Origin of the sequence: Wolbachia endosymbiont (group B) of Eucosma cana (assembly GCF_947250645.1) — a bacterium.
Classification (GTDB): domain Bacteria; phylum Pseudomonadota; class Alphaproteobacteria; order Rickettsiales; family Anaplasmataceae; genus Wolbachia.
On the sequence record NZ_OX366334.1, the window covers coordinates 566,989 to 590,354 of the forward strand.

Here is a 23,366-nt window from a genome sequence, read left to right on the forward strand (position 1 = left end):
AACTAAAGTGACCTATTTATAACTTCAACTTCACTACCTTCATAACGCATTAATAGCTTTTTATGTACTCCTTTTATTACAACATAATCATCAAATAACAGCCTTTTACAGGATTCCCCTTCTATAAAAATCTGAGGAATTTTATTACTATTTCTAAACTTTAAATAGGTTAAATAACCATCATCGAATAACTCAATTGGAACTATATCTACGTTACCACCTTCATCAATATATGTATAGTTGTACCTCGTATTATTTTCTTGTATTATTTTTTCTGGCTTTTCTGTAATGTATTGCATTTGAGTAGGTAAAGAAACCTCATCTAAATCAACATCAAATTCATCTTCTTCTTGAGGATAATAAAAACGTATTACGTAAGATATATCCTTTTCAACGGAATAATCATGATCCACTTTTTTAGCATCAGCATCTGGGTATTTATCGTAATTTGGTCTTGAAATTAGATCAAAAATGTAATTTCTCTTTTTAGTTGTCGTAATAATCATGTTAGTGCGACTACTGACTTCAAATGGCATGACAAGCAGTTTATTATCATAAGGATTAATTTTCCAACTTGATGCATCACCAACAGCAATATTTTTGACTTTTTCCCCTTCTGCAAACTCAATATAAGAATAGTAACCTTGACTAAAAATTACTGTAAACACCTCATTAGGGCTATATACAAAAGTCTTTATTCTACTATCTACAGAAATAGGTTTATTATTAATAGATGCATTTAAGTTGCCACTTATTAGTAAAGCTAAAACTAACAATATCCTACACATATTCATCATCTACTCTATATGAAATAACTTGAAACCCTAACGGGTTAATATATCTTTGCTGATCATTCATTTCAAGCGATGCATATTTATACGACATCACAACTATCTTATTTTTCCTTGAGGAATTTCCATCTTTTCGTGTAAATTCTATAGAAAATCTCACTTGAAGAGCATCATTACCTAATTTTTGAATTGAACGAATTTTCAACTCACCTTTAGCATCTGAATATAAATTAAAAAGGTCATTCATATTCTGCGATTTTATATAATTGCTAAATTCACTATATACACTAGGCGAAGAAAACAACCTTACTTTTGTATAATAATTATAATTATAATTATATGGGTCAAAAACCTCCCTTGCTTTTATATACTCTGAAATAAAATAATCGTTCAGCGTTTCATTTGCAGAATATTGTTTTACTGTAACAGGATCAACCAATTGCACTATGCCTGACTTTTTATCAATTTCTATAACGAATGGCTCAATAGTGCTACTTGTGCTAATTTTAAATATAGCTAATATGCTTATAGAAATTGCAACTAGTAATATTAATGTAAATAAAAGTAAAGTATTTCTCTGAGCAACAACTGTGCTATAGCGACTTGAATTCCAATTTATATCCTTATCCAATGACTCATTACTTTTTTCTTGTTTTAAAAATTTCAGCATCTCAATATTCTTAAAAATCTTAACTTATATTAATTAACATAGCAAGCTAACAAAGTAGTTATAACAAAAAAGCTAATAAACCCTTAATCCATGGCCTAACTTGCCAAATTTTGTTTCCATATATGAATCATTATATTCATTGCGTTCCATAATAAGTGGTACACACTTTGTAACTTCTATACCGTTATTTTTCAACTCTGATAACTTTCTACCATTGTTTGTAAGTAATTGTATTTTGTTAATGTTCAATTTCTTAAGTATTTTAGCTGCAACAGCAAAGCTCCTTTCATCATCTTCAAAACCCAATACTCTATTTGCATCAACAGTATCAAGATTATATTTTCTTTGCATACTGTATGCTCTTAACTTATTAGTTAAACCAATGCCTCTCCCATCTTGCATCAAGTATAATATAATGCCATTCCCAAAGTCGGTCATTATTTGAATCGCTTGATGTAACTGGCTTCTGCAATCACATGATAAGCTGTCTAATAAGTCTCCTGTATAGCATGCAGAATGAATTCTCACTAATGGCTCATTATCTTTATCTGGATTGCCAATGATAATTGCATAATGTTCTCTTCCGCCACTTTTGGTTCTATAAGATATGATATCTACTTCTTGAGTCTGTTTTAAAAATAATGATGTTTTGCACACTTCATACACACTATGATTTTGTTGAAAATCATTCACAAGTAACGTATTTAGTACAATAATGTCATTTTCTTCACACCAATTTCGCATTTCATGTTTATTCTCAAAAGTCATATCAGCCACTAACGCGTATGGCAATAATTCTGAGAACTTAAGCAAGGCAACAGCATACGCATCTATTGTCTTTGAGCATTGCAACTCTTTTATGCTACCTTCCTTTGAACAGTTTATTAAATGGAGCAGTTCATCAAAATTGCTTATCAACAGACGTTTGCTACTATGTTCTTTACTCTGACATATGTATTTTACCTTACTTGCAGTCAAAGTAACATACACATTACCTGATATAAGCTTATATTGACTAAATAAATTTTTTTCTAAAGTTTCAGCAGCAGCAAGCAATAGATAGTTATTTTCATCATCATATATTAAAATTGGAAGACCACGCCTGACTTCACTGATGGCCCTTTCTACTTTATTTCTACTTTGATTTCCTATAAACATTTCACCTACACCAAACAACTTGGTGCGGTCGAGAAGACTTGAACTTCCAAGGCTTTGTGAGCCACAGCGACCTCAACGCTGCGTGTCTACCAATTCCACCACGACCGCACTTTATTCTAGTTTCTATATAATTACTTTAAATTACTTAATCATTTTAGGATTTTTCATCTAAAGTGTCAATCTGATACTAGGATAATTTAGGAAATGCCTGTATAATTTAACTATGAATTTTATGGTTACAAACTTTAATCATTTAAGATAATCTTAATACTAATTCTTAATTTAGGTTTTTATACAAATGAAAGTAGCTAATATCTTCATTTTTTTAATTCTATCTCTTACAATTAGCTTTCACTCTAATCATGCACAAATATTGTACACATGGTCTCAAATCATTCCAGAAAATAAATTAAGCATACGTGCGATTATAGACAATAACATGTGTCCCATTGCTTACGTCGATAATAAGGAAGTAGAAATGCTAAGTCGCAGCTCAATTAACAATACCGAAACAGTTTGTGAACTGATAGTAGAAACAAATGCTCAAAACATTAGTATTGACAATATAAAAGTTCCCGTATTAGCGGAAAAGATCAGCAAAATTGCCTTCATTGGCGATACAGGATGTAGAATAAATATGTTATTTCAGCAAGAATGTAATTCTGTAGATAACTGGCCTCTGAAAAAAAATTTAGATTCAATCGCTTTTCATAAACCAGATTTAATTATCCATGTTGGTGATTATCATTATAGACAAACAAAATGTAGAAACACAAAAAAGTGCGGCGATATTTATGGATATAGCAAAGAAGCTTGGTACGCTGATTGGTTTGAGCCTGCAAAAGATATTTTAACACAATCTCCTTTTCTTTTTGTTCGTGGGAATCATGAGAGTTGTAATAGAGCTTATGAAGGATGGTTCAGATATTTAGATTCATACCCCTTTTTCCCTCAAAAATGTGAAGATCTTATTTCCAGTTGGTTCTTAGATACTGGGCCGATGAAGTTTTTTATCTTCGACTCTTCATCCGGTGAGGAAATTTTTACAACCCAAAGCACAGTTGATGCTTTTGAGAGACAATTTGATAAATTGATACAAGATAAGCCCACGTGGTTTTTGACTCATAAACCGCTTTGGAGATCTCCAAAAAAAGAATTTTTGACATTAAAAAGCCATGGTAATCTTACACAAATTGAAGCTTTTGGAGATAAATTTCCAAACAATGTTACTACCATAGTTTCTGGCCACATTCATATAGCCCAGATTTTATTAATGGATGATGTTCCAGATCAGATTATAGTTGGAAACGGCGGTGCATTATTACACGCTCAAGATCAAGAACCTGTTTATCAAAATGTAGAATTTAACTATCCAAATAGTAGAAATTACTTAGCACACGAAGTTAGAAACTTTTTCGGCTTTGGCTTTGCAATATTAAGTTTAGATGATCACAAATTTACTTTCTATAACCAAGATAATAAGGAAATGTATTCTGCAAACCTAACGAAAGACTTTAAACTCAAAACAAATTTAAATTAGGACTATTTGTTGTTATCGATTACTGACCTTACCGAAAAAAAGTAGAGAAGAAGTTTTTACCATGAGAATAAATTGTGCAGAGTTAATAGCAGGCCCTGTAAACAAAATGTTAGCAGGTCAAATTAATCAAGAGCAGGAAGTATAAAAATGGAAAAAAGCGGTAACTTAGCCTAATGACAATAAATATAGAGAAGTTACCGTTTTAAAGAGCACAAAAAGAATACACAGTAAAAGCGAGGAGAAGTTGAGAATATGTATGGAAGCAGTGTGGAGAAGTGGCTGCCAATGATCAAAAATTTACCGCAATTACAGATTATTTCACCAGCGGCAAAGTGATACCATGTTGATTCATATATTTTCCTTTCATATCATCATATGACTTCTCACACTCACTTTCGCCGCTTAAAAATACAAACTGGCATGCTCCTTCATTAGCGTAAATTTTTGCAGGAAGTGGAGTAGTGTTAGAGAATTCAAGTGTGACGTGACCTTCCCATCCAGGCTCTAAAGGTGTGACGTTTACTATAATACCACATCTTGCATAAGTTGATTTACCAACACAAATTACCAGTACATTCCTTGGTATACGAAAATATTCCACCGTGCTGGCAAGTACAAAACTATTTGGTGGGATTATACATACATCTGTTTCCTTATCTATGAAACTATTCTCAGAAAAATTCTTGGGGTCTACAATAGCTGAATTAACATTAGTAAAAATCTTAAACTTATTACTAACTCTTGCATCATAGCCATAAGATGATAATCCGAAAGATACAACACCCTTACTGCTTTTATGATTCACAAAAGGCTCTATCATTCTAGAGTTTTCAGCCTTTTCCCTTATCCATTTATCTGGCATAACTGCCATAATTGTCCTTTAAAGTTTTGTAATACTTATAATAATATGTAATAGAATTTAAATGTAAACCTGAATTAGCGTTACACTCTGGAATGGCAAAGTTTCCAGTATAAACTACCTATACAAAAATAAATTGGCAATATTTCAAGCCTGCCAAGCAGCATCAAAAACGATAGAAATAGCTTTACTCCACCACTAAAGGAGGAATAATTACCTGAAGGACCTATTAGGTTACTAAATCCTGGGCCAGAATTTGTAAGCATTGCAGAAACAGAGCTGATGCTAGTTATAAAGTCCGCATTGCTCAAGTAAGACATCATTATTGATGATATAGTGAACGTTAACATGTAAATCGCAAAAAACGTAAAGACGGATTGAACTTCATCATTTTCCAGTATTTTACCATTGAGTTTTACTCTATCGCTTTCACTTGGATTTAATAAAGAGCTAAAGTAATTCCTTATAGATTTTAGAAAAATGACTAAACGGAAGATTTTGATTCCACCACTAGCAGAACCACCACATCCACCAATAAAGGCTAAAAAGAAAGCTAAGACTGAAATAAAGCTCCAATTCAAGTAGTTGCACATTACATAGCCAGTTGATGTGATAAAGGAGGTAATGGTGAATGTGCTGTACCTAAATGATAAAAATACTCCTAAGTCAAAATTTTTATATAACCAAAAACAAGCAAGCAAAGATGAGATAACAACTATCTTAATAAAGTAAGAGACCTGTTCATCATAACAAACGTCTAATCGTCTTATAATTTTTAAATAGCTCATAAAAGGTAAAGAGCCTAAAATCATAAAGATAATTGTTATGACCTCCAATATAGGGTTATTGTAGTAGCCTATAGAATCGTTATAGTTAGCAAATCCACCAGTTGACACGGTAGACATCCCGTGACATATTGCGTCAAATAATGGCATGCCAGCTAGATAATATGAAAGTATGCATAATAAAATTAGGCCATAATATATTTCTGTAATATGTATCACTACGCTTCGCGTATGCGGTAGCCGTTTTTTAATAGCATCTGAGTATTCGGAATATAGCAAGTTATTTAAGCTCAAAACTTTAAATATGGGAAAAACTGCAATTCCTACTGTAATTACTCCAAAACCACCTATACCGTGCAGCATTGCTCTCCACAGTAGTATCCCCGGAGATTGTTGCTCGATGTAACTTAGAACAGTTGCTCCTGTGGTTGTAATCCCAGATACTGCTTCAAACAGTGCATCAATGTAGCTTAAACTATCAAGATAAAATGGAATAGCTGCAAATAGAGATAATGCAATCCAGGTACAACTGGTAATCGCAAAAATTGCCGGCATTCCATGTAACCTACTTAGTTTACCCAGTAGAATAAAAATCGCACTAAATATGCAGGTAACTATAAATCCAACCAGAAAATTTTTCCATTCGTAACCTAGATAATTATTAGTAATAGCAGGAATAAGCATTGCTACACCAAACAACAATAGAAAAATTCCCACAATAAACGCAATTGAACGTAAAACTTGCAGATTTTCCATAGATAGCAACGTGAAAGCTATATGTTATTAAAACTTCAACCGCTTTGCTAATTTTTTCTCTTGACTTGATTATAAATACGTATAATTATAGCGCTAAATTTGCCATAAGAGATAGAGGTAGGGTATGGTATTAGATTGTGGCCTTATTAAAACTCAAGAATCATTATATTTTGCAATTTTGAATAACAATCTTCAAGAGGTCCAGAATATATTCAATATTAATTCTTACAGTAATATACAAAAGGTTTTCAGAAGCCAATTCCCGAGTGGTCGTACAATCTTTGATGTTGCTAAATCCATAGGAAATGAAGAAATCATTCAGACACTTCAGCAGAAAGCTAATGAATACACTAATGCTTTATGGAATAAGCGTAAAGCAACTCAAAATTCATTACGTTTTGCAGTTGTGAATAGCAGTCTTCGAGAAGTCCTAAACATAATCAAAAAAATTAATTCTGAGGAGAATATAGATTATACACAAAAGGTTTTAAGGAGTAAGTTCGATGGTAATTATACTATCTTAGATTTTGCTATTTTAAAACAAGAAGGAGATATCATTAAGGCATTTTGGGATAAAGCTGATAAAAACACTCGTGTCTTCTTGAGTGATAGTGCAATCAAATCAGCTAATTATAGTTCAAATTTTGATGTTAAAAAATTTATTCCAGAAATTGAGAATTATAATAGAAAGTGCACTGAAAAAGCTACCAAACGAACTTATGAAGAATCTCATCAGAAAAATGATATTCGTGATAGAGCTATGCAAAAAGTGGAAAATTTAGGAAGAATAGGTACCCTTCATTGCAAATTATGTGAAGCAATAAATTCTTTGAAAATTGAAAAAGTTAAAGCAGTATTAGAAGATTGTGATACAAATCTAGAAATGATTTTAAATAGACCTATACATTCACCGAGCAAAACTACCCTTTTACTTTACCCTCTGTACGTTGGTCTTAAAAAACTACGTACCGGTGATGGTAAAAGATTGAAACAAGAAGATCTGAGCAATATAAAAGAAATTACTAAACTTCTTTGGGATAAAGCTTCTCCTGATATTTGCGATTTCTGGCTTAAATTCCATCAAGATCAACAAGAAGAAAGTACAAAAGACAAAAAAGCAACCTTTGAAGCTCATTTGAAAAACGCTTCTCCTGATATTCGTGACTCGTGGCTTAAAAATCAAAGAGCTCCTGAAAATCAAGATGCAGCTGTAATAAAACTTCTTAAAGGTGAGCAACAACGACATGCTAAGATAGGTAGTGAGAAGTGGCTTGAAGATTTCATTCAAGAAGTTAAAGATTACACAGAACAAAAAAGCATAGAAGAAAACCTTGAAATAGCTACAGAGAAACCTACAACAAAATCTGTTCTACAAGACGCACAACTTTCTCAAATAAATAGAACTTGTTGTATTTTGTAGTAAATAAGTTCTTAGGAAATCTAAGTATGATAACAATAAAAACAAGAAATTTAAACGTTCTATTTTTAACCTAGTATCCAGAATAAAAAAATATCAAAGTCATCATATTATATCACGAACCTTTTCCAAGACTTTTTTTATATTTTCGCTTGAAAGTGGAATTAAGCCAAGTCTAGATAAATATCCACCTTCAGTACTAATAGAGTCTACAACTTCTCTAATGAATTCCCTTAATCCATCAACAGTATCTAAGTGTTCTTTCTTTATATAAAGATATAAAGGCCTTGCTAACATATACTCCCCCGATGATATATTTTTATAAGTTGGCTCAATTCCTGCGATTGTGCTTCCTTGAATCTCATCTTGGTTTTTCGCTAAAAAGCTGAAGCTAAATATTCCTAAAGCATTTTTATTGCTCTTCAATTTTTGTATTATTATGTTTTCATTAATTCCAACTTCTATATACCTTCCATCATCTCTGATATTACTACATGCTTTCTTTCTTTTTTCTTGGTCTTGATAATTCTCTTTGAAAATCCTTGAGTTCATGCATGAATATTGATCAAGCATAATAAAATTAATCAAAGTTTCATGTGTACCTGTATTTTGATGTGGACCATAGATTTTAATTTCTGTTTTTGGTAGAGCTTGATTTACATCAGACCAAAATTTCTTGTTATTCTTTACTAATCTATCATTGTCTTCAGAATATGAAGATAAAGTTTCAAACAGGTCATTTTTTGTAAAATCAAATCTATGGCTTTGATTTGAATTTGCAATAACAATTCCATCATAGCCGATTATGATCTCTATTACTTCATTCACTTTATTTCTTTTGCATAATTCTCTCTCTACTTCCTTCATAGGGCGAGATGAAGTGGTGATATCTGGTGTGCCTTTCCCTATTCCTGAACAAAACATTTTGAACCCTGATCCACTTCCTATCGATTCTACAACTGGAGTTTTAAAGGGAAATATACGACTGAATTCCTCAGATACAAATGAGATAAAAGGAAAAACAGTTGAAGATCCAACAATTCTGATATATTTTCTGGCATCAGCATCTGAAAGTGGCACGAGTAATACAAATGCAAAAATAAGGAAAAAGCGTTTCAGCATCGTTTTTGTTCAAGAGTGTAAACTTAATTATCGTAATAAAAATCAAACTGAAAAGCTTTTTTTCTAGATTTTAGAAGGTATAACGATCAAATGTGTGCGTAATGATGAGATCTGAATCACAGCATTCATACAATTACACCTGTATCAAATACTCTTATGTTTTTCAATACTGAAAAATTCTTCCATATTAACTTAATGATGCAATATATCCTTTTCTTTAATAGATAAGTCATCATCGACTTTTTTTACATTATCATCAGTAATGTTTTGTATTTCCTTTTTGGCAACATGAAAATCATCTTCTGAGATTTCCTTATTTTTCTTCATTTCCTCTATTTCTTCCATAACATCTCTGCGTATATTTCTAATTGCAACTCGTGCATTTTCAGAAAATTGATGCAATAATTTCACTAATTTTTCACGAGTTTCTTGCGTTAAGTCTGGAAGAACTATACGTATAGTATTTCCTTCAACAACAGGATTTAAATTCAGGTTAGCATTGATTATCGCATTTTTTACTTCACCGATAACAGTAGCATCCCAAACTTTAACTGATAGAGTTTTGTTATCTATAGCTGAAACGCCTGCAACTTGGTTCAGTTTTTGATGTCCACCATAGATATTTACAACTATACCATCAAGTAATGATGAGTTAGCTCTACCAGTACGTACACCTTTCATATCATCATGAAAAGACTGAATAGTTTTTAGCATTCTTTCTTTTGTTTTAGCTTTTATTTCGTTTAACATAAATTACCTAATGTTTATAATCTGAGACTATAGTATAAGTACCTTGACCCTTAATAATATCGACCATTTTTTCTCTTTTTAAAGAAAAAACTATAATCGGGATAGAATTCTCACGAGCAAGTGAAATTGCTGATGCATCCATAACTTTTAAATCACGAGTTAGCAAATCTGTATAAGAAAGCCTATCATACATCACAGCATCCTCATTTTTTTTTGGATCAGCAGAATATACACCTCTTACTTGCGTACCTTTTAGAATAACATCACAATTCATTTCAACAGCACGTAGAGCTGCAGCTGTATCTGTGGTAAAAAATGGGTTACCTGTACCTGCTGCAAAAATGACAACTCTACCTTTTTCTAAATGATGAATAGCCTTCCTTCTTATATAAGGCTCACATATGGTAGTCATAGGTATAGCAGATAATACCCTAGAAACTATAGAGCTTTTTTCTAAAAAATTCTGCAAAATTAAAGCATTAATGACAGTGCCAAGCATTCCAATATAATCACTGCTTGCTCTTTCACAGCCACTTAAAGATGCTGATGCACCACGAAAAATATTCCCACCACCAACAACAATACAAACTTGAACTCCGAGATTACAAACTTCAACTATGTCTTTGGATAGTTTATCTATCACTTCCATATCATGGCCAAATAGCTTTGATCCCATCAAAGCCTCCCCAGAGATTTTGAATAACACTCTGGGGTATTTTACTTCTGAAGTTTTGTTACTTATTTGCATCATCCAAAGTAAGTAACTTATAATTAGCTAATTTAACAGCACTTGATTCTATAAAATCAGCAATCTTCATTTTATCATCTTTTATAAACTTCTGCTCTAGCAGAACAACTTCTTCATAGTATTTAGCCATTCGTCCATCTACTATTTTTTTCGCTACCTCTTCAGGTTTATTTAAGCTCTTTACTTGCTCCTCAATTATAGAACGCTCATTGTTTAATTTTTCTTGATCTAAATCATCTATAGATAAAGCTTCAGGTTTCATAGCAACTACATGCATAGCTATTTGCTTTCCAATCTCTTGTTTATCACCAGATGATTGCAATGCTACTAAAGCACCAATCTTACCTAAGCCATGCATATCACCATGTACATAGCCAGCAATAATCCCATCCTCAGTCTCTAGGTAGCAAAGATTGCTTAACTCTAACTTCTCACCAAGAACCGATGTACCACTCATAATAGCTTCCTGCACTGTACCAACATCTTCATATTTGGCATTTTTTAACTCATCAAGACTAGTACAACGTTCTTGACAAGCAATTGATGCTAAATTTGAAACTAATGCTATGAACTTCTCATTTCTAGCAACAAAATCAGTTTCACAATTAACTTTAACCAATACACCATAATTTTTAGCCAAGCACATAGCAATAAGCCCATCTGAAGCTACTCTATCAGACTTTTTGTCAGCTTTAGCAAATCCTATTGTACGTAACCTATCAACGGCTTTCTTAATATCACCATCACACTCTTCTAACGCTTTCTTACAATCGCTTAAGCCAAGCCCTGTTCTATCGCGTAATTCCCTTATACTACTTGAATCCATCTTCATTTACTTACTATTACCTCCCTTTCTGTTTCATCCTTCATACGCTTCTTTTTAGTTTGCACAATACCCCCTTCTTTTTCTTGAATAAGCTCATCATCCTTAACTCTAGACCTTGTCAAACTAGACTCTATTCCAGCTAATATAGAATCAGCAGCTAATTTACAGTAGAGCTCTATTGATTTTCTTGAATCATCATTTCCTGGTATAGGATAGGCAATATCATCTGGGTCAGAATTGGTATCAAGTACTCCAACTACAGGAATACCTAATTTTTTAGCCTCTTTAACCGCTATATGCTCTTTGTTAGTATCAATAATGAATAAAATATCAGGAACTGCTCCCATTTCTCTAATGCCACCCAATTCTTTATCAAGCTTTTTTCTTTTCTTTTCAATATTTCCTAATTCTTTTTTTGTTAAGATACTATCTTCATCATTTAATATTTTCTCATATTGTATCAAAGTTTTTATCGAAGAAGAAACAGTGTTCCAATTAGTAAGCATACCACCAAGCCATCGATCATTTACATAATATTGACCACAACGAACCGCTTCACTTGCAACAATATCTAAAGCTTGAAATTTCGTACCAACAAATAAAATGCGACCATCTTGAGATGCAACATCGTATAAAGCTTTCATCGCCGCCTCTAACAATGGTAATGTTTTTCGTAAGTCTATTATGTGTATACGATTCTGTTGATGTACACCATATATATATGGGGCCATTTTCGCATTCCAGCGACTAACTTTATGGCCAAAATGCACACCAGATTCAGCTAAATCACGTATAGTGACTTTAGGCAAATTTGTCATATTTACTCCTCCAAATAGTTTATCCTCCATGGCATAACCCTAACGGGACTACTTGCATAAGCCATGTGTGAAATTAAGTTATTTACATAGTAATAAAAAAGACAAAAAAGCGCAAACAAAAAATATTGACAAGTAGCAACACGTTGATTAGCTTTAAGATTGCAAACGTTAAAAAGCAATGGGGGGTGTAGCTCAGTTGGTTAGAGCGCATGCCTGTCACGCATGAGGTCGTGAGTTCAAGTCTCATCACTCCCGCCATTACAGCAGAAACACCTTAAAATTCCTTAAGTTTCTTATTAATTTGAATTAATTTCTTTCAGAGACTTGACATGATATTGTAATTGCTGCTTAATCTATTTAACTTTATCGTTAATAATTGGGATTAAATATGTTCATTTCTGAGGTTTTTGCGGCAGATGCGACTAACAATGTATCAGCATCTGTTGCTAGCTTTATTCCACTCATTTTAATATTTGTAGTATTTTATTTTCTCATTATTCGCCCCAATCACAAAAAACTAAAAGAACATAGAAGGATGATAGATCAAATAAAACGTGGTGATACGGTTATTACTTCTAGTGGAATAATAGGTGAAGTAAACAAAGTTGACGAAGTAAATGCACAACTAATACTAGAAATAGCACCAAAAATTGAAATAAAAATCCTAAAGTCTGCTATATCTGAAATCTTAAATAAAGAAATTCAAAAGCCAGTAGCTAAATCTATTGAAAAAAGCAAAGTTGAAAAGAATGGCAAGAAAAATAAACTAGAGGAAAGTAAAAAAGACAAAAATGCTTCATAATTTAAGAAGTGTGTGGAATATTAGGTATAGTAAGTAGCGGTGATTCAGTAATACCAACTTTACTAACCGCGTTGCAAAAATTGGAATACAGAGGTTATGACTCTTCAGGTATAGCAATTATAAATAATAGAGGTAAGATAGAAGTAAAAAAATCAGAAGGTAAAGTTGAAAGATTGTGTGAAGTTGTTCATGAGAGCAAGATATCTAGTAGCAAAGTTGGTATAGCACATACTCGTTGGGCTACACATGGAGCTCCAAATCTTAAAAATGCTCATCCCATTTATATAAATAATGTTGTTGTTGCTCATAATGGCATAATTGAAAATTACAATATATTAAAAAAGGATCTGGAGGAAAAGGGAGTATCTTTCCACACCGATACTGATACAGAAGTGATACCAAACATATTAACTTCATATCTTGATGAAGGGTTATCACCAGTTGATTCTATATTACAGTGTCTAAACAATTTACAAGGTTCACTTGCTTTGGCTTTATTATTTGCAGAATATCCAGATACTTTATTTGTTGCAAAAAGAAATTTGCCTTTAGCAATAGGATATAACTGTAATAAAGTGTTTGCTGCTTCTGATACTAATACTTTGAATTCATTTGTAGAAAAAATATTGCATTTAGAAGATAATGATATTGCAGTAATAAAATCTAACGAATTCAGTATATATAATAATGGTATACAAGTTAAACGCAGAACAGAAAATAGCAGTCCAAGAAATTTTCTAATTAGTAAAAATGGTTACCCTAGCTTTATGCTAAAAGAAATTTTTGAGCAACCGTATGCATTAAACAAAACAATAAATCAATTTTATAAACAATATAAAGAAATCAACAAAGAATTATTTTCTGAACTAGGTTACATTACTATAGTTGGATGCGGTTCATCCTATTTTGCTGGACTAATAGCAAAGTGTTGGCTGGAAAGTATTGCTCAAATTCGGGTATATCTAGAAATCTCGTCAGAATTTAGGTATAGCAGCGTCAAGCTCGAAGAAGGTAGTATTGGCTTATTCATTTCTCAATCTGGTGAAACTGCAGATACTATGGAAGCACTACGTTATGCGAGATTGCAGAAACAAATGATCATTAGCATAATTAATACATTTAATAGCAGCATAGAAAAAGCCTCAGATATTGTATTGCATACTCTTGCTGGACCTGAGATTGGTGTTGCTTCGACAAAAACCTTTTCTACGCAGCTTGCAATTTTAGCATGCTTTGCTGTAGAGCTTGGAAAAATAAAAGGTATACTGGGTAGAGAGAGGATAAAGGAACTAAGCGGTGCTATTAATTCCATTCCCGAACATGTAGAGCATGTTTTGAATGTGATGGAAATACAACATATATCAGGCAGTATATTAGAGCACAATAATATAATTATAATTGGGAGAGGAAGCTCATATGGAGTTGCAATGGAAGGTGCATTGAAGATAAAAGAGCTTTCATATATCAACACAATTGGTATTGCAGCGGGAGAAATGAAGCACGGTTCTATCGCTTTGATAGACTCTACTGTACTTGTTATCGCAATTATTCCTTACGATAATTTATTCTTTAAAACGCTATCCAATATACAAGAGATTATTGCAAGAAAAGGTAAAGTAATTGCCTTTAGTGATAAGCAAGGAGCACCGCTCTTAAAGGGAATTTGCATAGATGTGGTGCAACTTCCAGAAGTTGACAATTTTGTTTCTCCAATTATCTACAGTGTTGCTATGCAATTTCTTGCTTATTCTATTGCAGAAAAAAAAGGGTTAGATGTAGATTGCCCGAGAAATTTAGCTAAATCTGTCACAGTTGAGTAACTTATTTAAAGTGAGTTGCTAATTAACAGCTCTCATTGTCAGTTATAAATTACTGAATTTTACTAATAAATTCATTAGCCCTCTGCGAAAGAATATGTAACTAATGTAAGGATGAAAGAGGCTAAAATCCACGCCTCAAATTAACAAGATTTGCCATTATGGTTACCAGACACAACTTAACCTAGCAAGCAAGAATTAACTAACAGAAAAATTGAAAACTAATATCAGTCTCTTAATGTAATGCTACCAATATTTTTCTAAAAAGCAATATGTTTTCTATTCAGGAAAGTCTACATCGCCATAACAATATTTACTAGAATGAGGTCTTGTCTCACTGTAAAAACGCAACCAATGATCAACGTCTATCTGAAGATCTTCTAATAAATTGTAGATTGTTTTACAAAAAAAGAGGAGTAAATGAGAGTTCAGTAACTTGATTATAGAGTTGTACTGCCTTTCCATATTTGAAGCAAGTTGTTATTCTATCTCAAACCATAGCACAAAGTAAATATGTCAATTTACACTAAAATTTTCTGTTTATAAGTTATATTATGTAAAGATACTATTTGACCTTAAGCTTTAAAGATATTATGTAATAGCATTATTTAATATGCGAGGTTTATTATGGTTAAAGTAAGTGCTGGTGAAAACTCAAAAAAGCTTAAAGATGGTAAAAATCAGCCTATATCACCAAAAAAGTTCAAAAGTAGTCAGCCTATGTTACCAAAACGGAGTCAGAATTCTGGTGAAAAGCTATGGAGTGCATTTCACGCATTAATGAACGTAATATCGGAGCTAGAAAAAACAAAGGTTACAGTGGAACTAAAAAAAGACACTGAAATATCAGAAGAACAATTGAATAAAATAATAGCATTAAAAAATCAAGTAGAAGAAGAAACAGAGCAAATAATGATGCCATGTTTCAAGAAAATAATAGTAGAATTGAAAGGAACAAAAATAGAGAAATTGTCTACGGAGCTAAAAAAGCTGGCAGAAGTACAAGGTGAAAAAATACAAGAGTTATGTAAGAGACTAAAATCAGGTACTGGAACAGAAGAAGATCAAAACAAACTCAAGAGAGCAGTAAAAGGATTAGCAAAAGAGTGTTCCAAAGAGCTCACAAATTACGTATCTGATTCAAATTCGATAATGTTGTACACTGCTGTTATTGGTGTTGGTCTTGCTGTTGGACTGATAGCAAATACTATACTTCAGCACACAACTAGACTAAGTATGTTAGCAATAATTATCATAGCTACAGCATCTGCACTCGTAGCTGGTGGTGCTACACACACAACACTAAGACCTAATACTAAAATAGATGAATCAAAAGAAGTCCAAATAAAGAGTTCTCATCACTCACTTTCCTAATCACACTTTAATTCAAACTTTATCAGTTTTATTCAAGTTGCTTCTAAAAGGAGAATATCAATGGTGTTCTCTTTACTGATTTGGTTAAAATGCAGAAAACGCCTATGTCAAAATTTACACAGATGTTAAGTGCTGCCACTAATTCCCAGTTAGTACAATTTGTGTATCTTATTGACATATTTAATTTATTCTGTTACAATTTTTAGTAATTAGGTTGAGGTAAAACAATGAAGAGTTTTAAATGGCTACTTAATCAAGTCAGACTTTCATGGATTAGCTTAATATCAAAAGTAAAGAGATTTTTTCAAACTAACGATACACATCATCAAACAACTGCTAGCAATGGAAATGACCATACAAAAAAAATAAGTATAGAGAATAAAATAGAAACGAAAGGTAATGAGATTGATTTAGAGGATGAACAGGATGTGTTTGAGGATGCTCTAACAGGAGAAGAGCTAGATGAAGAAGAATTTTTTTATGCTGTTGAAAGTTTTAATGAACAGGAAGTTAATGCTAATAGAGAAAAAAAGGAATATGAAAAAAATAAGTACTATAGTCTACAAGATGGTCTACAAGAAAAAAATGAATTTGATCACACAACGCACACTCTTACACTTGCTTTTGAAATTGAAAAGCCATTTCCAGACTCTGACCTTAGTAAATTTAAATTGTGCGAGCTTAAGCAAAATGGTGGTAAATACACATTTACTCTAGAGGATGACCAGAAAAATCGTATAGAGCTACACTCTGAATACCTTAATATGTATTTTCCTAAGTATTTTGAGAAACACAGAAAAAAAGGAGCATACACTGAACTTTTTTCTCAAGAAGAAAATGGAATTAGCAATGATATTATCATCCCATTAGAAGTTCCAAAAGAGGTAGGGATACTTACTGAAAAATTCGGCCGGATGAACTTCATAAAAGCAAATATACAATCTCAAATATCAGATTTTCCGGGAGATATAAATCTAAAAGATTGTAAAGATCATGTAAACTTCTATCTTAATTCAAATAATACTATATCTCTTTTTCTAACGTCAGCACCGATAAAATTTGCAGCTAGATTATCAGGTACTCCAACAGAAACAAACTGGCCAATAAAGGATATTCTAGTCAGAGGTAGTTTTATTAATCAGCATATTGATAAGCAAACTAGAGTTGAAAAAGTGATTGAGCCTTATATTGATAAGCATTCTATAGTTGAAGAAGCTTTTGAAGTAGTTAACGTAGAATGTGCATCAGAGCTGAAGATTTCTCAACCTAGCATATAGCCTTATATTCTTTCATCAGCATGATATAATTTTGTGCAGATTGTGTAATATGTTTAATTTCCTCATCTGACATTTTTTTGAAGAATTGTGCTGGCCTGCCAGCCCATACTTCACCACTTTTTATCACTTTCCCATGCGTTACCAGTGAGCCAGCAGCTACCATAGCTTCAGACTCCACAATCGCATGATCCATTATAACAGAGCCCATACCAATAAATGCTTTATCATGTATCGTGCATGCATGTAACACACAAAAATGTCCAACCGTCACCATACTACCAATAATCGTATCACCGCCTGGATTTCTATCTACATGAATTACGGTGCCATCTTGAATATTCGTTTCATCACCTATTTTGATTGATCCAACATCTCCTCTGATCACACAATTAAACCAGATACTCGCATTCCTTCCTATTTCAACGTTACCTATGATACGCACACCATCTGCGATAAAAGAACTTTCATCCATTTTTGGTTCATAATCTTTGTATTTTAAAATGTGATAGCTCATAATTTAAATAAGGTTTAATACATACTTGGATTCCAGTAGTCAAGTTACTCGGGTAAAGATATTCTTGACTTATGATCCTTATGCTCCTAAAATCTTTATTTTTAGCTCTATTCATAATGTCAGTAACAGTACTTAGTGTACTTCAAATAATATTAGTTGTTGTATTGGTAATTTTAGTGCTCCTGCAGCCACCTGGAAGTAGTTCATTAAGTGGCTTTAGTAATTCACAACAGGGAATGAATTCAATAATTCCGGTAAAGTCTTCTGAAAATCCACTCAGTAGAATAACTTCTATAGTTGCTGGGCTGTTCATTATAAATACACTGTTACTATCAGGATTATGTTCAAAAGATGTACATAAAAAATCAATTGCAGAGAAAATTATATCAGAAAAGAAGCAAGAAGGCCAATCAACTTCTGTTCCATTTGAAAATTAATGAAAGAAACCAAGTTTATCTTTGTTACAGGTGGAGTTGTTTCATCACTTGGTAAGGGTTTAGTTGCTTCAAGTGTGGGAGCACTTCTTCAAGCTCATGGATTCAATGTTCGCATCAGAAAGCTTGACCCATATCTCAACATTGATCCTGGAACAATGAGCCCAGCTCAGCACGGGGAGGTATTTGTTACTGAGGATGGTGCTGAAACTGATTTAGACCTTGGACATTACGAGCGTTTTACTAAAATTAAAGCAACCAAGGACGACAATATAACAACTGGTAAAGTATATAATAAATTATTAAAGAAGGAAAGGTGTGGTGATTATCTAGGCAAAACTGTGCAAATCATTCCTCATGTGACAGATTTAATCAAATCTTTCATTTTTAATGGTACAGAAGATTTAGATTTTGTAATATGCGAAATAGGCGGAACCGTAGGTGATATTGAAAGCCAACCGTTTTTGGAAGCTATACGCCAAGTTAATTATAAACTAGGAAAGCAAAAAGTTATCCTTATTCACTTAACTTTAATACCATACCTCACTGCAGCACAAGAATTAAAGACAAAACCGACACAGCATTCAGTTCGAGAGTTAAACTCTGCGGGGTTACAACCAGATATTATATTATGTCGCAGTGAAAAAGAAATTTCCGATAATCAAAAAGAAAAGATAGCCAATCTTTGCAATGTTTCTTTATCTAACGTAATACCTGCTCCTGATGTAAACCATATATACGAGTTACCGTCCTTGTATAATCAATGTGGGCTCGGGACACAAATTTTGGATCACTTTCACTTAAGTAAGCCAAAACCAAGCTTACCTGAATGGGACCAAATAGTACACTCTATGAAACATCCAACACAAGAAGTTATCGTTTCCATAGTAGGAAAATATACTGAATTTCCTGACGCATATAAATCACTGATTGAAGCATTAAACCATGGTGCAATTAGTAATAAAGCTAGAGTGAAGATAAATTGGGTCAACTCAAGAGAAGAGAATGGAAAATCTATAGATGCAAAGTTTATCAGAGAAAAATTACAAAGCTCTAATTCAGTCCTTGTTCCAGGAGGATTTGGTGATAATGGAATAGAAGGTAAAATATTAGCAATAAACTATGCCCGTGTAAATAACATTCCTTTTTTAGGAATATGTCTTGGTATGCAGCTTGCAGTGATTGAATTTGCTCGTAACGTTATTAAGCTTGAAGATGTACACTCTGAAGAATTTTATACTTGCAAACACCCAATCATCAAGCTCGCTGATGGTAAGAACGTTGATCTTGGTGGAACCATGAGACTTGGAACATACAAGTGTAATATAAGTCCAAATTCAAAAATGGCAAATGTGTATAGTAGTGTCACTATTTCAGAAAGACACAGACACAGATATATAGTTAATTTAGATTATAAAAGTAACTTAGAAGAGAATGGAATGATATGCAGTGGTATATCAGAAGATAAAACATGCATAGAGACAGTGGAGCTAAAAAATCACTCATGGTTTATTGGTGTGCAATTTCATCCAGAATTTCAATCAAGACCATTTTCTCCTCATCCTCTCTTTACATCATTTATTAAGGCAGCTATTGACAACAGAGTTTCATAGAACTTAATAAATTTTCTAATAGAGAGGTAAAAAATGTTACTAAGAAACAGTAAAGATAGCATTACATATGGATCTGCGACCTTCGAGGAATTGAATAGGCATGTAGAACAAATAATATATAAATTAGAGGAGGATCAAATTATAGAGGATATAATGGAAGAAGTAATTGTAGCTATAAACGAACTGAAATCGGTAGAAGAAATAAAAAAATATTTAAAGCAAGAAATAGATAGCCTTGTAAAAAGGACAACAGTCCTTAGTGAATTCTATAACCTAGAAAAGCCAAGAAAAGAAAATTATATTTACCCAAGCACCTAATGTTTAAGTACCAATACATGGAACTTGCCATAGAGCAAGCAAAACTTGCTCAGAAAGATGGCGAAGTGCCAATAGGTGCTGTAATAGTTAATGGAAACAATATCATCTCCTCTGCACACAATATATCTAATGATCCAACTGCACATGCAGAAATGTTAACAATTAGACAAGCATTTTCAACTTCCACGCTTTATGAAGCTGAAATGTACGTAACGTTAGAGCCGTGCCCGATGTGCGCTCAAGCTATCTCTTTTGCAAAAATTAAACGTCTGTACTTCGGGGCTTACAATCCCAAAGGTGGAGGAGTTGAAAACGGCACTAGAATATTTCAATTCTGTAACCACATACCTGAAGTTTATGGTGGAATATTAGAAACAAAATGTTCTCTTTTATTAAAAGATTTCTTTGAGAAATTGAGAACTTAGTTTAAGATGTGTGAGATTGTTTCAATATTTTTTGAGTAAAATCTGTATTATAACTCTTTCGTATATTTGACCAATCTGCTCATGCAACGTACATAAGGGATGTTATTACGATAACTCCGTTGCAGAAAAGTTTACTCAAAAGGGAGCTTCTTATTGATACTTCTCAACGTTCTGTTCAGCAAACTAGAACTTCCATATTTGAATACGTAGAAATTAGATTTCTTGCACTACTGGAATTTAAAGAGTTTCAGCGCGTAACGCTGGAATCTAGATTTTCTTGCTAAATCCCAGACTGGCTGGTTATGCAAAAAATCTATTTTTTATCATAAATAACTTAAATATTATATTATAAACTCTGCTAAATTTATTCTCACAACAAAAACTTCTTCTCTACTTTTTTTTGAGTAAGGTCACCAACTCTATTTTTCTACAAAAGTGTTCTCTGAACTAAAAAATCCAGAGAACATTCTCTCTTATATCAACTCATTATCAATGGGAAAAGAACTAACCTCATTATCATAAGAGTAAGGAGTTGTTTATAATGCACCCATTTGTCTAGACCATTTTTTTCAAAGTGATCCGATTTTTAAAATGAATATGTTGATAAATACGTCGACACACATTTAAAGTATTTATCAATATATTCATTTACTGTTTATGATAATAAAGATCAGCAGGAACTTTATAATGTAGAGTCTGATGTCGCCTTCTATAGTTATACCAAGCAACAAAATCATTTATTATAAGATTTAAATCTCTGATACTATTTGGTCTATAATAATATATAGCTTCTTGCTTTAAAGTTCTCCATAAGCGCTCAACAAATATATTGTCGAAGCAACGTCCTTTATGGTCCATACTGATTTTAATATTAGCACGCTCTAATTCCATAATAAAGTTGTAGCTAGTAAACTGCACCCCCTGATCACTATTAAAAATCTCAGGTTTACCTTGTTTTAGAGCTTCTTTGAGAGTATAAAGGCAAAATCCAGCATCGAGATATGGTGATAATGAATGAGCAATAATATAGCGACTATACAAGTCCATTATTGCCACAAAATAGATAAACTTACCTTCTACCATAATATATGTTATATCAGTAGCCCATACCTGATTAACTCTACAAATAATCAAATCTTTGAGTAAATAAGGATATATTTTATGCTTTTTTTCTTTAATACTTGTATTACATCTTTTTCTACAATACAGCCCACTAATCTTCATTTTTTTCATAATTCTTAAGATTTTTTTGTGATTGACTACTACTCCACTCGCTATGATTTCAGCAGTAATTTTACGATATCCATAACGGCAATCAGAAGCCAAATATACTTCTTGAATCAAATTTGCTACTTCACTTTCGTTATTAATTATAGGCCTATAATATAGGCTAGATCTGCAAATCCCCAATAAATCAGCCTGTTTCCTAATTGACAGATCAGAATCTTTTTCTATAAACCTTACTCTATCTTTTTTGCTTATTTCAGTAATTTTTTTTTCAAATAGCTATTTTCCACTGTCAATTCTCCTATTACTTTATGTAAACTTTCTATTTCTTGCGCTAAGATTCTTTGTTTTCTCGCACTTTCACTTTCTTCAACAAATAGGTCTTTTAACCTTGCCAATACTCTATCACGCCAATCATATAGATTTGTTGATGGTATTTTATATTCACTACATATCTCAGCTGTGCTTTTTTGATTTTTTATTGCTTCCAAAGCTATCTTTGCTTTTAACTCTGGTTCATATTTTTTTGTTGCCATACTTTTACCCCTTTACCTTCCTACTCGGATCAACCATTTTTTTTTGGTCTAGTTTATGGGGTGCATTATAGTTCTTTGCACATTATCAAAGACAGCTTTTAATAGTACTTCCTTATCACTATCCCATGCAACTTTCTCCATAATTGCATTATAATCTTTACACTTTTGATCATTTCCACAGTCCCTGATTTTACCATTAAGCTTTAGATAAGGCTTTAATGAATTATATTGTACTTGAGTATTATTGCCCTCTTTATCTATCATTTGTCCTGAGGTATTAACAAGTATCAATGGTGCAACTTGTTTTGCTTTCACAATACTTGCTCCACTGGGGTCTTTGATGAGATCAGGACATGATTCTCTAGAAAAAAAATTCTTGTTTAATTCTTTATTAGCATAATCATTGCCAGATTGGCAGAAACTCTTAACCTTCTCGTCCTGACAAGCTAACTCTTGTGGACTATCAATACATTTAAGACATTTCGTATTACCAAAGTTGGCTGCTGAACTAATAGTATCAGTAAAGGCAAATTTAAAATTTACTGCACTATAAATACCCTCTGATCCCTTTTCTATATATGGCAAAATTTTAGAATTACTATACATCTCAGGATAGAGTTCTTTTAATAAATCAGATGTATTAAAACCTTGACAACCTATCTTATTATTCGATTTATACAAATGAGCATGAGGCCCACAAATTCCTGGCAGGCTAAGATCTGGTGTTATTTCTCGAGATGTAATTTCTCCACTTTCATTCCCTCCTTCATTGGTAATACCAATTCCCGT

23 protein-coding genes, 2 tRNA genes and 2 pseudogenes are annotated in these 23,366 nt (G+C 32.7%); 12 read left to right on the forward strand and 15 right to left on the reverse strand.

The window, feature by feature from the left end:
• Positions 1-2 precede the first annotated feature (2 nt).
• The 4 genes from virB9 to OOK99_RS02750 all read right to left on the reverse strand — a co-directional run bounded on the left by virB9 (position 3) and on the right by OOK99_RS02750 (position 2,727).
• Positions 3-794, reverse strand: coding sequence for a P-type conjugative transfer protein VirB9 (gene virB9, locus OOK99_RS02735; RefSeq protein ID WP_254230093.1), 792 nt, complete (start codon positions 792-794; stop codon positions 3-5).
• The gene (locus tag OOK99_RS02740) at positions 781-1,461 is read right to left on the reverse strand and encodes a VirB8 family type IV secretion system protein (RefSeq protein ID WP_007302609.1); all 681 of its coding nucleotides are present in this window, start codon (positions 1,459-1,461) and stop codon (positions 781-783) included. Before OOK99_RS02740 ends, virB9 begins: the two co-directional genes overlap by 14 nt.
• A 72-nt stretch (positions 1,462-1,533) precedes the next feature.
• Positions 1,534-2,619 (reverse strand): GTP cyclohydrolase II, encoded by a 1,086-nt coding sequence (locus OOK99_RS02745; RefSeq protein WP_127464237.1) that lies wholly within the window; start codon positions 2,617-2,619, stop codon positions 1,534-1,536.
• 20 nt (positions 2,620-2,639) lie between these two features.
• Positions 2,640-2,727, reverse strand: a tRNA-Leu gene (locus OOK99_RS02750).
• Positions 2,728-2,917: 190 nt separating this feature from the next.
• Between OOK99_RS02750 and OOK99_RS02755 the strand changes: the two genes are divergently transcribed.
• Positions 2,918-4,159 (forward strand): metallophosphoesterase family protein, encoded by a 1,242-nt coding sequence (locus OOK99_RS02755; protein WP_264720111.1) that lies wholly within the window; start codon positions 2,918-2,920, stop codon positions 4,157-4,159.
• A gap of 313 nt (positions 4,160-4,472) precedes the next feature.
• Here OOK99_RS02755 and dcd read toward each other — a convergent pair whose 3' ends face one another.
• Both dcd and OOK99_RS02765 read right to left on the reverse strand, forming a co-directional pair.
• Complete coding sequence (dcd, locus tag OOK99_RS02760) at positions 4,473-5,030, reverse strand: dCTP deaminase (protein ID WP_006012513.1); 558 nt, start codon at positions 5,028-5,030, stop codon at positions 4,473-4,475.
• A 71-nt stretch (positions 5,031-5,101) separates the two neighbouring features.
• Positions 5,102-6,559 (reverse strand): TrkH family potassium uptake protein, encoded by a 1,458-nt coding sequence (locus tag OOK99_RS02765; protein WP_264720112.1) that lies wholly within the window; start codon positions 6,557-6,559, stop codon positions 5,102-5,104.
• Positions 6,560-6,683: 124 nt separating this feature from the next.
• Between OOK99_RS02765 and OOK99_RS02770 the strand changes: the two genes are divergently transcribed.
• Positions 6,684-7,979, forward strand: a complete 1,296-nt coding sequence (locus OOK99_RS02770) for a hypothetical protein (RefSeq protein ID WP_264720113.1) — start codon at positions 6,684-6,686, stop codon at positions 7,977-7,979.
• A 102-nt stretch (positions 7,980-8,081) separates the two neighbouring features.
• On the opposite strand, the gene OOK99_RS02775 is transcribed toward OOK99_RS02770, so the two are convergent.
• The 5 genes from OOK99_RS02775 to rpsB form a co-directional block, all read right to left on the reverse strand.
• Positions 8,082-9,098: a substrate-binding domain-containing protein gene (locus OOK99_RS02775; RefSeq protein ID WP_264720114.1), complete on the reverse strand. Its 1,017-nt coding sequence runs from the start codon at positions 9,096-9,098 to the stop codon at positions 8,082-8,084.
• Positions 9,099-9,290: 192 nt separating this feature from the next.
• On the reverse strand, positions 9,291-9,848 hold the full coding sequence (gene frr, locus OOK99_RS02780; protein WP_015588404.1) for a ribosome recycling factor: 558 nt from the start codon (positions 9,846-9,848) through the stop codon (positions 9,291-9,293).
• A 7-nt stretch (positions 9,849-9,855) separates the two neighbouring features.
• On the reverse strand, positions 9,856-10,599 hold the full coding sequence (pyrH, locus tag OOK99_RS02785; protein ID WP_264336766.1) for a UMP kinase: 744 nt from the start codon (positions 10,597-10,599) through the stop codon (positions 9,856-9,858).
• Entirely contained in the window at positions 10,583-11,428 is an 846-nt protein-coding gene (gene tsf / locus OOK99_RS02790; RefSeq protein WP_264720115.1) for a translation elongation factor Ts, read from the reverse strand. The genes pyrH and tsf overlap by 17 nt, the downstream gene beginning before the upstream one ends.
• Positions 11,425-12,240, reverse strand: coding sequence for a 30S ribosomal protein S2 (gene rpsB, locus OOK99_RS02795; protein ID WP_026092703.1), 816 nt, complete (start codon positions 12,238-12,240; stop codon positions 11,425-11,427). Before rpsB ends, tsf begins: the two co-directional genes overlap by 4 nt.
• 181 nt (positions 12,241-12,421) lie before the next feature.
• Between rpsB and OOK99_RS02800 the strand changes: the two genes are divergently transcribed.
• From OOK99_RS02800 to glmS, 3 genes are all read left to right on the forward strand, one after another.
• Positions 12,422-12,498 (forward strand) — tRNA-Asp (locus tag OOK99_RS02800).
• 130 nt (positions 12,499-12,628) lie between these two features.
• Positions 12,629-13,042: a preprotein translocase subunit YajC gene (yajC, locus tag OOK99_RS02805; RefSeq protein WP_006012489.1), complete on the forward strand. Its 414-nt coding sequence runs from the start codon at positions 12,629-12,631 to the stop codon at positions 13,040-13,042.
• Between the two features lie 8 nt (positions 13,043-13,050).
• The gene (glmS, locus tag OOK99_RS02810; protein ID WP_010407205.1) at positions 13,051-14,862 is read left to right on the forward strand and encodes a glutamine--fructose-6-phosphate transaminase (isomerizing); all 1,812 of its coding nucleotides are present in this window, start codon (positions 13,051-13,053) and stop codon (positions 14,860-14,862) included.
• A 257-nt stretch (positions 14,863-15,119) separates the two neighbouring features.
• On the opposite strand, the pseudogene OOK99_RS02815 reads toward glmS, so the two are convergent.
• Positions 15,120-15,273 (reverse strand): annotated as a pseudogene (locus tag OOK99_RS02815) (IS481 family transposase); the annotation flags it as partial.
• Positions 15,274-15,486: 213 nt separating this feature from the next.
• On the opposite strand from OOK99_RS02815, the gene OOK99_RS02820 reads away from it, so the two are divergent.
• Both OOK99_RS02820 and OOK99_RS02825 read left to right on the forward strand, forming a co-directional pair.
• Positions 15,487-16,233, forward strand: coding sequence for a hypothetical protein (locus OOK99_RS02820; RefSeq protein ID WP_264720117.1), 747 nt, complete (start codon positions 15,487-15,489; stop codon positions 16,231-16,233).
• 227 nt (positions 16,234-16,460) lie between these two features.
• Complete coding sequence (locus OOK99_RS02825; RefSeq protein WP_264720118.1) at positions 16,461-17,510, forward strand: hypothetical protein; 1,050 nt, start codon at positions 16,461-16,463, stop codon at positions 17,508-17,510.
• Here the strand turns inward: OOK99_RS02825 and OOK99_RS02830 are convergent.
• The gene (locus OOK99_RS02830) at positions 17,500-18,024 is read right to left on the reverse strand and encodes a gamma carbonic anhydrase family protein (protein ID WP_015588396.1); all 525 of its coding nucleotides are present in this window, start codon (positions 18,022-18,024) and stop codon (positions 17,500-17,502) included. The genes OOK99_RS02825 and OOK99_RS02830 overlap by 11 nt on opposite strands.
• A 116-nt stretch (positions 18,025-18,140) precedes the next feature.
• Between OOK99_RS02830 and secG the strand changes: the two genes are divergently transcribed.
• The 5 genes and pseudogenes from secG to OOK99_RS07140 form a co-directional block, all read left to right on the forward strand.
• Positions 18,141-18,461 carry a preprotein translocase subunit SecG gene (gene secG / locus OOK99_RS02835; protein ID WP_007302593.1) on the forward strand — a complete coding sequence of 107 codons (321 nt, stop codon included), beginning with the start codon at positions 18,141-18,143 and terminating at the stop codon, positions 18,459-18,461.
• Complete coding sequence (locus OOK99_RS02840) at positions 18,461-20,071, forward strand: CTP synthase (RefSeq protein WP_264720119.1); 1,611 nt, start codon at positions 18,461-18,463, stop codon at positions 20,069-20,071. The genes secG and OOK99_RS02840 overlap by 1 nt, the downstream gene beginning before the upstream one ends.
• Before the next feature lie 33 nt (positions 20,072-20,104).
• Positions 20,105-20,389: a hypothetical protein gene (locus tag OOK99_RS02845; protein WP_264336759.1), complete on the forward strand. Its 285-nt coding sequence runs from the start codon at positions 20,105-20,107 to the stop codon at positions 20,387-20,389.
• Positions 20,390-20,406: 17 nt separating this feature from the next.
• Complete coding sequence (locus OOK99_RS02850) at positions 20,407-20,814, forward strand: nucleoside deaminase (protein ID WP_010404879.1); 408 nt, start codon at positions 20,407-20,409, stop codon at positions 20,812-20,814.
• A gap of 73 nt (positions 20,815-20,887) precedes the next feature.
• Positions 20,888-21,029 (forward strand): annotated as a pseudogene (locus OOK99_RS07140) (IS3 family transposase); the annotation flags it as partial.
• A 433-nt stretch (positions 21,030-21,462) separates the two neighbouring features.
• Here the strand turns inward: OOK99_RS07140 and OOK99_RS02855 are convergent.
• Positions 21,463-22,577, reverse strand: a protein-coding gene (locus tag OOK99_RS02855) for an IS3-like element ISWpi17 family transposase (RefSeq protein WP_214303219.1) whose coding sequence is annotated in 2 segments (ribosomal slippage) — positions 21,463-22,304 and positions 22,304-22,577 — 1,116 coding nt in all. Because the reading frame shifts where the segments join, the coding sequence is not laid out codon by codon here.
• A gap of 48 nt (positions 22,578-22,625) precedes the next feature.
• Complete coding sequence (locus OOK99_RS02860) at positions 22,626-23,258, reverse strand: hypothetical protein (RefSeq protein ID WP_264720120.1); 633 nt, start codon at positions 23,256-23,258, stop codon at positions 22,626-22,628.
• Positions 23,259-23,366: the final 108 nt, after the last annotated feature.

Coding starts and splice junctions, on each gene's coding strand:
- OOK99_RS02825 (WP_264720118.1), top strand. CDS start 16,461: ATGAAGAGTTTTAAATGGCTACTTAATCAAGTCAGACTTTCATGGATT.
- OOK99_RS02840 (WP_264720119.1), top strand. CDS start 18,461: ATGAAAGAAACCAAGTTTATCTTTGTTACAGGTGGAGTTGTTTCATCA.
- frr (WP_015588404.1), bottom strand. CDS start 9,848: ATGTTAAACGAAATAAAAGCTAAAACAAAAGAAAGAATGCTAAAAACT.
- OOK99_RS02755 (WP_264720111.1), top strand. CDS start 2,918: ATGAAAGTAGCTAATATCTTCATTTTTTTAATTCTATCTCTTACAATT.
- yajC (WP_006012489.1), top strand. CDS start 12,629: ATGTTCATTTCTGAGGTTTTTGCGGCAGATGCGACTAACAATGTATCA.
- OOK99_RS02820 (WP_264720117.1), top strand. CDS start 15,487: ATGGTTAAAGTAAGTGCTGGTGAAAACTCAAAAAAGCTTAAAGATGGT.
- OOK99_RS02830 (WP_015588396.1), bottom strand. CDS start 18,024: ATGAGCTATCACATTTTAAAATACAAAGATTATGAACCAAAAATGGAT.
- OOK99_RS02740 (WP_007302609.1), bottom strand. CDS start 1,461: ATGCTGAAATTTTTAAAACAAGAAAAAAGTAATGAGTCATTGGATAAG.
- OOK99_RS02745 (WP_127464237.1), bottom strand. CDS start 2,619: ATGTTTATAGGAAATCAAAGTAGAAATAAAGTAGAAAGGGCCATCAGT.
- secG (WP_007302593.1), top strand. CDS start 18,141: ATGTCAGTAACAGTACTTAGTGTACTTCAAATAATATTAGTTGTTGTA.
- tsf (WP_264720115.1), bottom strand. CDS start 11,428: ATGAAGATGGATTCAAGTAGTATAAGGGAATTACGCGATAGAACAGGG.
- OOK99_RS02850 (WP_010404879.1), top strand. CDS start 20,407: ATGGAACTTGCCATAGAGCAAGCAAAACTTGCTCAGAAAGATGGCGAA.
- OOK99_RS02770 (WP_264720113.1), top strand. CDS start 6,684: ATGGTATTAGATTGTGGCCTTATTAAAACTCAAGAATCATTATATTTT.
- OOK99_RS02845 (WP_264336759.1), top strand. CDS start 20,105: ATGTTACTAAGAAACAGTAAAGATAGCATTACATATGGATCTGCGACC.
- pyrH (WP_264336766.1), bottom strand. CDS start 10,599: ATGATGCAAATAAGTAACAAAACTTCAGAAGTAAAATACCCCAGAGTG.
- dcd (WP_006012513.1), bottom strand. CDS start 5,030: ATGGCAGTTATGCCAGATAAATGGATAAGGGAAAAGGCTGAAAACTCT.
- virB9 (WP_254230093.1), bottom strand. CDS start 794: ATGAATATGTGTAGGATATTGTTAGTTTTAGCTTTACTAATAAGTGGC.
- OOK99_RS02765 (WP_264720112.1), bottom strand. CDS start 6,559: ATGGAAAATCTGCAAGTTTTACGTTCAATTGCGTTTATTGTGGGAATT.
- OOK99_RS02775 (WP_264720114.1), bottom strand. CDS start 9,098: ATGCTGAAACGCTTTTTCCTTATTTTTGCATTTGTATTACTCGTGCCA.
- rpsB (WP_026092703.1), bottom strand. CDS start 12,240: ATGACAAATTTGCCTAAAGTCACTATACGTGATTTAGCTGAATCTGGT.